The sequence below is a fragment of the Methylobacterium sp. WL7 genome (assembly GCF_008040085.1).
Classification (GTDB): domain Bacteria; phylum Pseudomonadota; class Alphaproteobacteria; order Rhizobiales; family Beijerinckiaceae; genus Methylobacterium; species Methylobacterium mesophilicum.
In genome coordinates this window covers 92,579-103,802 of record NZ_VRVG01000006.1, presented here as the reverse complement: position 1 = coordinate 103,802, position 11,224 = coordinate 92,579, and the positions used below count along the sequence as shown (strand labels likewise).

Below are 11,224 nucleotides of genomic sequence, written 5' to 3'. Positions count from 1 at the left end.
TCGCCACCCGGGGCCGCCGCACCGGGACCGCCGGCGGGACGATCCGGACGCTGATCGCGAAGGCCCGGGATGTCCGCTACCTCTCGGTCTACGGCTACACGCGGCTCGTCGGCTACGATGCCGACCTGCAATTGCGGCCCGACCTGCTGGAACGGATCGACGTGGACGGCGGGGTGTTCACCTTCACGCTGCGCCAGGGCCACCGCTGGTCGGACGGGCACCCGTTCACCAGCGAGGATTTCCGCTACTACTGGGAGGACGTCGCCAACGAGAAGGCCCTGAGCCCCGAGGGGCCGCCGGTCTTCTTCCTCGTGGACGGCAAGCTCCCGAAGGTCGAATTCCTCGACCCGGTGACGATCCGCTTCAGCTGGGACCGGCCGAACCCGATGTTCCTGCCGGCGCTCGCGGCGCCGCGCGATCCGCTGATCTACCGGCCGGCGCACTACCTCAAGACCGTCCACGCCCGCTACCTCGGCAAGGAGGCGGCGGACGCGAAGGCCAAGGCGCTGAAGCTGCGCGGCTGGGCGGCCCTGCACAACCGCCTCGACGACAATTACGAGCTGAACAACCCGGATTGCCCGACCCTCCAGGGCTGGGTGCCGCGGACCCGCTCGCCGGCCACGCGCTTCCGGTTCGAGCGCAACCGCAGCTATCACCGGGTCGACACCGCCGGAACCCAGCTCCCTTACGTCGACACGATCGTGATGGACGTCGCGTCGCAGGGGCTGCTGGTCGCCAAGACCAATGCCGGCGAGGCCGACCTGATGTTCCGCGGCCTGTCGATGCCGGACATCCCGAGCCTCAAGGAGGGCGAGAAGGCCCACGGCTACCGCACCAACCTGTGGCCGGTGGCGCGGGGCTCCGAGATCGCGCTCTACCCGAACCTCACCACCCGGGATCCCGGCTGGCGGGCGCTGAACCGGGACGTGCGCTACCGGCAGGCCCTGTCGCTCGCCATCGACCGGCGGACGCTCAACAACACGCTGCTGTTCGGGCTGGGCACCGAGGGCAACGACACGATCGTGGCCGACAGCCCGCTCTACACGCCGGAGTTGCGCACGCTCCACGCCGGCTACGACCCGGCCGGGGCCGCGCGCCTGCTCGACGCGATCGGGCTCACCGGCCGCGACGGCTCCGGCATCCGCCTGATGCCCGACGGGCGCGCCATGGAGGTCGTGGTCGACAGCGACGGCGAGGCCGAGATGGTGCTGGACGCGCTCCTGCTCATAACCGAGTTCTGGCGCGAGGTCGGCATCCGCCTTGTGACCAAGCCGCAGGAGCGGACCAACCTGCACCGCCGCTCCATCGCCGGCATGACCGTGATGGTCGCAGCCCAGGGCCTCGACCTCGCGGTGCCGACCGCGATCATGCCGCCCACCGAGCTGAGCCCGGCCCAGCCCGAGCACTATGCCTGGCCGCTCTGGAGCGCCAACGTCGAGAGCCGGGGCAAGTCCGGCGAGGCCTGCGACGTCCCGGAGGTCCAGCACCTGCTCGACCTCGACCGGGAATGGCGCCACACCGACGACGCCGCGCGGCAGGCCGCGATCTGGCGCGAGATGCTGATGAACCACGCGCAGAACACCTGGGTGATCGGCACGGTGGCGGGCGCGCTGCAGCCGGTGGTCGGGGCCGACCGCCTCGCCAACCTGCCCGGGCGCGCCCTGTACGCCTGGGATCCCACGGCGCTCATCGGCGTGCAGCGCCTGGACGAGGTGTTCTGGGACAAGGGCGCCGACACGCGCGCGGAGGTCCGGTGATCGTCCAGATCCTCCGCCGCATCGTCACCATGGCGGTGACGCTGCTCGTCATCTCGGCCCTGGTGTTCCTCATCATCAAGCTGCCGCCGGGCGACTACCTGACCAACCGGATCATGGAGCTGCGCGCCACCGGCGAGGCGGGCTCCGTGGCCAAGGCCGAGTTGCTGATCCGCCAATACGGGCTCGATCGGCCGGTCTGGGAGCAATACCTAATGTGGATCGGCCTGATGCCGGGGCCGGTCGGGTTCTCGGGGCTGCTCCAGGGCGATTGGGGCTGGTCGTTCGAGTACGACAAGCCGGTGGCGGACGTGGTCGGCGACGCCCTGTGGCTGACCCTGCTGATCAACCTGACCGCGGTGGTCTTCGTCCACGTGGTCGCGATCCCGGCGGCGATCTATTCCGCCACCCACCGGCACACCTTCGGGGACGCGGTGGTGACGCTGCTCGGCTATGTCGGGCTCGCCGTCCCGGGCTTCCTGCTGGCGCTGATCCTGCTGTTCTACGCCAACCGCTGGTTCGGCCTGTCGATCGGCGGGCTCTACGATTCGGCGCTGACCAACCAGCCCTGGGACTGGACCAAGATCCGCTCGCTGCTGGCGCACCTGGTGGTGCCGACCTTGGTGATCGGGCTGGGCGGCACCGCCGCGATGATCCGCCGGATGCGGGCGAACCTGCTGGACGAGCTCGCCAAGCCCTACACGGTCACCGCCCGGGCCAAGGGCCTGCCGCCGATGCGGGCGCTGCTGAAATACCCGTTCCGGATGTCGCTCAACCCGTTCGTCGCCGACATCGGCAACCTGCTGCCGCACCTGGTCTCCGGCTCGGTGCTGGTCTCGCTGGTGCTCAGCCTGCCGACGGTCGGGCCGCTCCTGCTCGATGCGCTCCGCAGCCAGGACCAGTTCATGGCCGGGTTCATCCTGATGTTCGTCGCCGGCCTCACGCTGGTCGGCATGCTGATCTCCGACCTGATCCTGGTCTGGCTCGATCCGCGCATCCGCATGGGTGCGCGGTGATGCCAGAGACGGCCCGAGGCCACTTCGTCGATCCGGCGCCGTTCGAGCCGCACGCGGTGGGCGAGAACCCCGCCGGCAGCGCCTCGGCCTGGCGGCTGATCGTCCGGAAGTTCCTGCGCCACCGGATCGCCGTGGCCTCGGCGCTGATCCTGCTGGCGCTCTATGCGACGGTGCCGTTCGTGGAGATGCTGGCGCCCTACGGCCAGGCCCGGCGCAACGGCGACTTCCTGCACGCGCCGCCGCAGGGCGTACACCTGTTCCACGACGGCCGCTTCGTCGGGCCGTTCGTCTATCCCTACCGGGCGCATCTGGACCTCGACACGTTCCGCCGGGACTACGTCGTGGATGCGTCGCAGCCGCAGCCCCTCCGCTTCCTATGCCGGGGCGACGGCTATGCCTGGCTCGGGCTGATCGCCACCGATCTCCACGTCGTCTGCCCGCCGGAGACGGGCACGCTGTTCCTGCTCGGCACCGACCGGCTCGGGCGCGACCTGTTCTCCCGCATGATCTACGGGGCGCGGATCTCGCTCACCATCGGCCTGGTGGGCGTGGCGATCTCCTTCACGCTCGGCATGCTGTTCGGCGGGATTGCGGGCTATTTCGGCGGGGTGGTCGATGCCGGGGTGCAGCGCCTGATCGAGGTGGTGCGCTCCCTGCCCGAACTGCCGCTCTGGCTCGCCCTGTCGGCCGCCCTGCCGCCGAACTGGAGCCCGCTGCTCATCTTCTTCGGCATCACGGTGATCCTCGGCCTGCTCGACTGGCCGGGCCTCGCCCGGGCGGTGCGCGGCAAGCTGCTGGCCCTGCGCGAGGAGGATTTCGTCCAGGCCGCGGAGCTGATGGGCGCCTCGCCGGCCCGGGTGATCGGCCGCCACCTGATCCCGAACTTCATGAGTCACCTGATCGCCTCGGCGACCTTGTCGATCCCCACCATGATCCTGGGCGAGACCGCCCTCTCCTTCCTCGGCCTGGGCCTGCGACCGCCGGTGACGAGCTGGGGCGTGCTGCTCAACGAGGCGCAGAATCTGGCGGCGGTGCAGCTCTATCCCTGGCTGCTGCTGCCGGTCCTGCCGGTGCTGGTGACGGTGCTGGCCTTCAACTTCATGGGCGACGGGCTGCGGGATGCGGCCGATCCGTATCATTGAGGATGGGTCTGGGCGGCGCGCGGGCGGCCCCGCCTACAAGTGCGGACCGACATCCATCCGCTCCACCGGTTCGGTAAAAGACCCGTTGTGCGCCCTGCCCCAGATTCCGGAGATGCCACGGCGGAAAGCCGAACGTGCCCCGTCGGTCAACAGCTACGGGTTAGACAAGTTGGGCTCGTGATCTCGTTTCGGGGCGGGAAGCTCAGTCGTCTTCCGCTGAAGGCTTGCCCCATGCTGCCACGCGCCGTCATCCCGGGGCCGCGCAGCGGAGACCGGGATCCAGAGCCGCCGCCGTGCCAAGTTCTTGCACCGACAACGTTTCTGGGTTCCGGGCTCGCCTGCGGCGCCCCGGAACGACGGTGCGGGTTATCAGGTATGGGGGATCAACCCTCGGAAGATGTATCGTCCAAAGCGCCCGCCCTCCACCTGCCGATCGATGAACCGCGCAAGGTGGTAGCCGTGCGAGTCCGAAGTGTTCCGGGACATGGATGATCCCGCAGGGCCGAAAATGTACCGGAACTGGGTACCTCTCGAGGACCGGTCGTCGCGCTGCGCCATGCCGGAATAAGCCGTTAGGCCCGACGAAGCGCAGGCATTCGGGACGGTGACCCTTCCAACCTGTCGTTTGGCAGAATGGCGTGACCGGTCGAGTCCCACCGGTCGATCTCGCGAAGCAATACCGAGGATCGAACCGCCCTCGGGTCGCTGGCTGAGCAATTCTGAAAAAACCGCTCAGCATGTGTTCAGTACGGAACAGTCTTAGATGGGACCAATCCGCCGGTCATAATCTCGGCGGATGTGCTCATCTTCATCGCGTCGCGGCAAGGACGCTTCGTTATCATCAGAAGCGCGACGTGAACCATCGATATTCGGAAGGATCATCCATGCGTATCGTCGCCTGTATCGCTGCCCTCATCGTTTCAATGGCCGTTCCCGCCCTGGCCCAGGACTTCCAGAGGCAGCGCGAGCTCAACATCCTGAAGGACATCGAGTCCAGCCAGCGGAAGCAGCTTGAGCTTGCCCGCGAGCAGGCCCGGCGAGACAGGGACCGCGCTCGGCGCGAGGAGAATGCGTACATCAACGCGCAGCGCGACGCGCGGAGCGCCCGCCGCTTCGATCGGCACTGATCGACGGCCCGTCCATCGAAATACCGCCCTACCCCGCCAGCGGCAGCGGCGCGATCCGGGCCGGCGCGCCGGCGCTCTTGCGCTCCAGCAGCCCGGGCGGCGGGACCGGCGCATCGATCGTGCAGATCACGCCGGTCTCCTCGTAGGTCAGCGCCACCTCGCCGGCCAGCTCGCGGGCGAGGCTGCGCTCGATCAGGCGGGAGCCGAATCCGGTGCGCGTGGGCTTCTTCACCGGCGGACCGCCGCGCTCGGCCCAGCGCAGGTACAGGCGGATCTCCGCCTCGCGCCGCACCGTCCAGGAGATCTCGACCGTGCCGCCCTCGACCGAAAGGGCACCGTACTTGACCGCGTTGGTGCCGAGTTCGTGCAGCGCCATGGCGATCGACAGGGCGAGCCGCGGCGGCAGGCGCAGGGCCGGGCCGATCACGGCGAAGCGCGAGGCGTGGCCGTCGCCGGATTCGAGCGGTCGGATCGCGTCCGCCACCACGGCCGACATCTCCGCGCCCTCCCAACTCTCGCGGGTGAGCACGTCGTGGACCCTGGCCAGCGCCAGCAGCCGCGCCTCGAACGCCGCCCGGGCGGCGTCGGCCTCCGGACCTTCCAGACCGCGTAAGGATTGGCCGGCGATCGACTGGACGGTGGCCAGGGTGTTCTTCACCCGGTGGTTCAGCTCGTGGATCAGGAGCAGCAGGTGCTCCTCGGCGAACTTCGCGTCGGTGATGTCGATGTTGCAGCCGGTGTAGCCGAGGAAGTTCTGGTCGTCGTCCAGGCGCGGCACGCCCTCGCACCGGAGCCAGCGCACGGCCCCGCCCCGGTCGATGACCCGCACCTCGGTGCGGAAGGGCGCGCGGGCCTCGAAGGCCTCGGCGAAGGCCGCGCGGAAATGATCGAGGTCGTCCGCGTAGACGATCCGCTCCCAGCCCTCGTTGGTCAGCTCGGCCGCCGGGATCCCGAACATGTGTTCGAAATGCAGGTTGGCGAAGCTGACCCCGCCGGATTCGTCGGTCATCCAGATCAGGGCCGGCGCGGAATCGGCCATGTGGCGGAACCGCGCCTCGCTCTCGCTCAGCGCGGTCAGGCCGCGGCGGGTGTCGGCCAGCGCGCGGTCGCGTTCCGCCTCGCGGGTGCGCAGGCGCAGGGACGCGTCCGACAGCACCGCCCCGAGCCGCTGGATCTCGTGGACCGGCGACGGCACCCGGGGGATCGCCTCGCCCCGCGAGAGCGCCGGGCCCGAGGCCGCCAGCAGCCGCAGCGGGCGCGACACCCGGGACCAGAGGTTGACCGCCAGGACCGACGAGGTGGCGAGCACCAGGAGGCCGAAGCCCGCGAAGGCCCAGACCCAGCGGCGCACCCGGGCATCGACCAGCGCCTGCGGGATGCTGGTGGCGACCATCCAGCCGGTCAGGCGCGAGCGCGCCTCGATCACCACGACCGGCTTGTGCTGGCGGTCCTGGCCCTCCCACACCCCCGGCGTCGCGGTCTGGACCTGGCGCAGGCTGGCGAGCCGGGGCTTGCCGACCACGGAATCCGGGTCCGGCAACCGGGCGAGGACGGTCCCGTTCCGGTCGGAAATGCCGGTGGTCCAGCCGGGTACGACCTCGCGGGACAGGATGCCCTGGAGGCGCGACAGCGGCACCGTGAAGCTCAAAAGGTAGGCGACCTCGCCCTCGACCATGACGGGGACGCCGACCGCGTAGGTGGCCTCGTTCGGGGTCGGGCCCGGGACGTAGCCGCTGACCATGGCGCGCTGGGCGCCCTGCGTCAGCTCCGGATCGAACGGGAGCGGCATCATCGGCATCGGCGCGCCCCGCGGCACGCCGGTGTTGACGACCTCCTGGCCGTTCGGGCGCCGCAGCAGCACGTCGAGGTCGATCGATTCGCGCACCAGGCGCGCCTGCGCGTCGAACGCCTCGAAGTCGCCCTGCCGGATCCGCGGCGACGTCGCCAGCGTCTGGAGCACCGAGACGAGGCCGGCGGTGTCGCGGTCGAGCGACAGGCCGATGCCGCGCACGTTCTCGCGGGCGTCCTGCTCGAAGCGGGCGCGCTCGGCCGAGGCGTAGCGCATGAGCAGGATGCTGGTGAACAGCAGCCCCGGGCCGATCAGCGCCACCACGAGGGCGATCAGGTAGACCTGCGTGGAGAACCCGTTGCGCCCGAACCGGTGCATCCGGCGCGACAGCCACGACCGGCGCGCGGGAAGGACCGCCGGGAGGTTCGCGCCCTCGGCGTCCTGTTCCGGGCTCAAGCGGCGCCCGTCCCCGGCACGCGGTGCCCCGCGGGCTCCTCGCCGTTCCCTCGCTTCATGACCGGTCGATATGGCCGAGATCGCGCCCCGGGTCGAGGTGGTCGCGCACCCGTTGCTTGAGGGCTTTGACGTCCGGAAACCCGCCGTCGCGGACCCGCTCCCACAGGAGCACCCCGGCGATCTCGATCCGGAACGCGCCGCCCGTGGCGGGCACGAGGGCGACCTCGCCGAGATCGTCACGGAATGTCGAGAGCAGCTCCTGCGCCATCCAGGCGGAGCGCAGCAGCCAGTTGCACTGCGTGCAATAGGTGATCGCGACGCGCGGTCCGGCCCGGCGCAGGCCGTCCTCCCTGGTCACGTCGCTGTCGGACGGATCGCCCGCTTGCTTCTCGTGCATGCGGCCACAGCGCATTGCGGCGCCATCCTTGTCAACCTCACCCACCGGAACGGCGCGCGCGGCGCTTGACGTTTCGGGTCGGCGCGCCCTAGAAGGCCCGGCATCCGGTCGCGGCCTGCTCCAGGCGCGTACGACCGCGGTGGTCCCGCCCCCGGGCGGCACACCGGCACGGACGGTTAGCACAGCGGTAGTGCGTTCCCTTCACACGGGAAAGGTCGCAGGTTCGATCCCTGCACCGTCCACCATTCTCCTCCCTCCCCCCCGAATGTCCGACGCGTCTGACATTGGCGTCGGTTTGCCACCTGAAACGCCCGTGCTAAGGCCGCTGGATCGGTGAACGCACAAGCTTCGACCCGGCCTCAACCGGGCAAGGCGGCACGAGCAGGGTAAGGGCGGGAACAGCCATGAAGGACATCCTCGACAAGCTCGCTGAGCGGCGGGCCCAGGCGCGTCTGGGCGGCGGCGAGAAGCGCGTCGAGGCCCAGCACAAGCGCGGCAAGCTCACGGCGCGCGAGCGGATCGAACTCCTCCTCGACCACGGGTCGTTCGAGGAGTTCGACATGTTCGTGCAGCACCGCTCCACCGATTTCGGCATGGAGAAGCAGAAGATCCCCGGCGACGGCGTGGTCACCGGCTGGGGCACGATCAACGGCCGCACGGTCTTCCTGTTCTCGAAGGACTTCACGGTGTTCGGCGGCTCCCTGTCGGAGGCGCACGCGCAGAAGATCGTGAAGGTGCAGGACATGGCGCTGAAGATGCGCGCCCCGATCATCGGCATCTTCGATGCCGGCGGCGCGCGCATCCAGGAGGGCGTCGCGGCGCTCGGCGGCTACGGCGAGGTGTTCCGCCGCAACGTCATGGCCTCGGGCGTGATCCCGCAGATCTCGGTGATCATGGGCCCGTGCGCGGGCGGCGACGTCTACTCGCCGGCCATGACCGACTTCATCTTCATGGTCCGCGACACGAGCTACATGTTCGTGACCGGCCCCGACGTGGTGAAGACCGTCACCAACGAGGTCGTGACCGCCGAGGAACTCGGCGGCGCCAAGGTCCACACTAGCAAGTCCTCGATCGCGGACGGGGCGTTCGAGAACGACGTCGAGGCGATCCTGCAGATCCGCCGCCTGCTGGACTTCCTGCCCGCCAACAACATCGAGGGCGTGCCGGAGATCGAGAGCTTCGACGACGTCGACCGGCTCGACATGTCGCTGGACACCCTGATCCCCGACAACCCGAACAAGCCCTACGACATGGGCGAGCTGATCCGCCGGGTCGTCGACGAGGGCGACTTCTTCGAGATCCAGGCGGCCTACGCCCGCAACATCATGACCGGGTTCGGTCGGATCGAGGGCCGTACCGTCGGGTTCGTCGCCAACCAGCCGATGGTGCTGGCCGGGGTTCTGGATTCGGATGCCTCCCGCAAGGCCGCGCGGTTCGTGCGCTTCTGCGACGCCTTCGCGATCCCGATCGTGACCTTCGTGGACGTGCCGGGCTTCCTGCCGGGCACCGCGCAGGAATATGGCGGCCTGATCAAGCACGGCGCCAAGCTGCTGTTCGCCTATTCGCAGGCGACGGTACCGCTGGTGACGATCATCACCCGCAAGGCCTTCGGCGGCGCCTACGACGTGATGGCCTCCAAGCACGTCGGCGCCGACCTCAACTACGCCTGGCCCACCGCGCAGATCGCCGTGATGGGCGCCAAGGGCGCGGTGGAGATCATCTTCCGCAGCGAGCTCGGCGACCCGGACAAGATCGCCGCCCGCACCGGCGAGTACGAGGACCGTTTCCTGTCGCCGTTCGTGGCCGCCGAGCGCGGCTACATCGACGAGGTGATCATGCCCCACTCGACCCGCAAGCGGATCGCCCGGGCGCTGGGCATGCTCCGCACTAAGGAGATGGAGCAGCCCTGGAAGAAGCACGACAACATCCCGCTCTGAGGCGTGCGCGGGCCGGCGGCGCCGTCTCGCCGGCCTCAGCTCCGGTCGCTGTGCTCGATCACCGCGCACAGCGTCAGCGGCCCCTTGTCGGGGGAGACCATCGCCGAGCAGGTGATCCGGGCGCCGCCCAGGTCGACGTTGCTGTGGCGCAGGCGGACGGCCGCGGCCTGGGCCTTGTGCGCCGCCTCGGTGATGGTCGCGGCATCGATGCCGGTCACCGCGTGGCCGGCCCGGCCGAACGTCTCGTAATACGCCTCCGGGGGACTGGCCCCGCGATACTGCGCGCCGACCGAGGACAGGTCCGGGCTGCCGCAGGCCAGCGACAGGGTCATGTCGGGGCCGTCCGCGAAGCTGGCGTAGTCGCTGCGCCGCTCCGTCACCTTCGCGGCGGTGGCCGCCGTGACCTTGTCGATCAGGGTGTCGCAGGATTGGGCCCAAGCCGTGCCGGGGCCGGCTGCGAGGATCGTGAGGGCGAGGACGGGAAGAAGCGCGCGCATGGCCGGTAGCTAGCGCAGCACGAACGCAAAAGACGCGTGGCGCGGCGTTCAGGCGCGGGGCGGCTCGGCGGTACCGCCAAGTTCCAGCAAAACGATCTCCGGCGGCACGCCGAAGCGCACCGGGATCCGGCTCATGCCGAAGCCGCCGGACACGATCAGGTGGCGCCCGTCCTGGATGACGTGGCCATAGGCGTAATCGTGGCCGCGGACCCGCCGGATCGCCGGGGAATGGCCGAACAACCGGACCTGGCCGCCGTGGGTATGGCCGGACAGCGTCAGCGAGACCCGGTCGGGGACGGCGGCGAAGATGTTGGGCTCGTGGGCCATGAGGATCACCGGCGCGTCGTCGGTGATCGTCCCGAGGGTGGCGGGCAGGTCGTCGAGTCCCTCGTCCTGGCTGTTGTAGAACGGCTGCTGGTCGGCGAGGCCGGCGAGCCAGAACGGACGCCCGTCCTTCACCAGCCGCAGCGTCTCGTTCTCCATCACCGGGATGCCCCGGGCCTCCAGCAGGTGCTTCACCGCGGGCGAGCCGCGGCGGGAGCGCTGGACGGCGTGGTCGTCCCACCAATCGTGGTTGCCCAGGATGGCGTGGGTGCCGAGGGGCGCCTTCAGTCCCTCGACCATCCGGGCGAACTGCGCCAGCGGCAGCTTGCGCCACGCGATCTTGCCGGCCGGGTAGTCGCCGAGCATCAGCACGAGGTCGGGCTTCAGGGCATTGGTCGCATCGATGATCTCCGCCACCCGGTCGAACGGCATGTACGGCTCGCAGATGTGGAAATCCGCCAGCACCGCCACGCGCAGGTGCAGGGCGGGGTCCCAGCGCGGCAGGACCGGCGCATAGGTGGTCACCACCAGCCGGTGCAGCGGCTCGACGTCGAAGGCGTAGACGCCCGTCCCGGCGAGCAGGCCGGCGCCGGCGCCAAGCCCGGTCAGGAACTGCCGGCGGCTCGGCACGATCAGCATGGAGATGTCCAAAGGCTCTCGGATGGATGTGCCTGCCGCTAAGCGCTCAGTCCGGCGAAACCGGGGCGGTGCCTAACCTGACACGAAGACGATTCAGCGAGGCTGAATCCCGCATCCGGCGATGGCCTGCGGCTACGGGCAGGCTA

Annotated in this window: 9 protein-coding genes and 1 tRNA gene; 6 read left to right on the top strand and 4 right to left on the bottom strand. The window is 69.7% G+C overall.

The genetic code is table 11. The features are described from left to right. From FV233_RS03325 to FV233_RS03305, 4 genes are all read left to right on the top strand, one after another. Nucleotides 1-1,757, top strand: a 1,757-nt coding sequence (locus FV233_RS03325) for an ABC transporter substrate-binding protein (RefSeq protein WP_147896602.1), incomplete at its 5' end; no start/stop codon positions are given. Beyond that, entirely contained in the window at nucleotides 1,754-2,770 is a 1,017-nt protein-coding gene (locus FV233_RS03320) for an ABC transporter permease (RefSeq protein WP_147896601.1), read from the top strand. The genes FV233_RS03325 and FV233_RS03320, both read left to right, overlap by 4 nt. After that, on the top strand, nucleotides 2,770-3,912 hold the full coding sequence (locus tag FV233_RS03315; RefSeq protein ID WP_147896600.1) for an ABC transporter permease: 1,143 nt from the start codon (nucleotides 2,770-2,772) through the stop codon (nucleotides 3,910-3,912). Before FV233_RS03320 ends, FV233_RS03315 begins: the two co-directional genes overlap by 1 nt. A gap of 884 nt (nucleotides 3,913-4,796) precedes the next feature. Beyond that, nucleotides 4,797-5,039, top strand: coding sequence for a hypothetical protein (locus tag FV233_RS03305; RefSeq protein ID WP_147854746.1), 243 nt, complete (start codon nucleotides 4,797-4,799; stop codon nucleotides 5,037-5,039). Nucleotides 5,040-5,067: 28 nt separating this feature from the next. Here the strand turns inward: FV233_RS03305 and FV233_RS03300 are convergent, their stop codons facing one another. Both FV233_RS03300 and FV233_RS03295 read right to left on the bottom strand, forming a co-directional pair. Next, nucleotides 5,068-7,284 carry an HWE histidine kinase domain-containing protein gene (locus tag FV233_RS03300; protein ID WP_147896599.1) on the bottom strand — a complete coding sequence of 739 codons (2,217 nt, stop codon included), beginning with the start codon at nucleotides 7,282-7,284 and terminating at the stop codon, nucleotides 5,068-5,070. A 55-nt stretch (nucleotides 7,285-7,339) separates the two neighbouring features. Beyond that, nucleotides 7,340-7,681, bottom strand: a complete 342-nt coding sequence (locus FV233_RS03295) for a SelT/SelW/SelH family protein (protein WP_238259915.1) — start codon at nucleotides 7,679-7,681, stop codon at nucleotides 7,340-7,342. Between the two features lie 170 nt (nucleotides 7,682-7,851). Here FV233_RS03295 and FV233_RS03290 point away from each other — a divergent pair. Further along, nucleotides 7,852-7,926 (top strand) — tRNA-Val (locus FV233_RS03290). A 159-nt stretch (nucleotides 7,927-8,085) separates the two neighbouring features. Then, the gene (locus FV233_RS03285; RefSeq protein WP_147856001.1) at nucleotides 8,086-9,618 is read left to right on the top strand and encodes an acyl-CoA carboxylase subunit beta; all 1,533 of its coding nucleotides are present in this window, start codon (nucleotides 8,086-8,088) and stop codon (nucleotides 9,616-9,618) included. Nucleotides 9,619-9,653: 35 nt separating this feature from the next. On the opposite strand, the gene FV233_RS03280 is transcribed toward FV233_RS03285, so the two are convergent. Both FV233_RS03280 and FV233_RS03275 read right to left on the bottom strand, forming a co-directional pair. Beyond that, on the bottom strand, nucleotides 9,654-10,115 hold the full coding sequence (locus FV233_RS03280) for an ABC transporter ATPase (RefSeq protein ID WP_147896598.1): 462 nt from the start codon (nucleotides 10,113-10,115) through the stop codon (nucleotides 9,654-9,656). A 48-nt stretch (nucleotides 10,116-10,163) separates the two neighbouring features. Next, on the bottom strand, nucleotides 10,164-11,078 hold the full coding sequence (locus FV233_RS03275; protein ID WP_147856003.1) for a metallophosphoesterase: 915 nt from the start codon (nucleotides 11,076-11,078) through the stop codon (nucleotides 10,164-10,166). Nucleotides 11,079-11,224 lie beyond the last annotated feature (146 nt).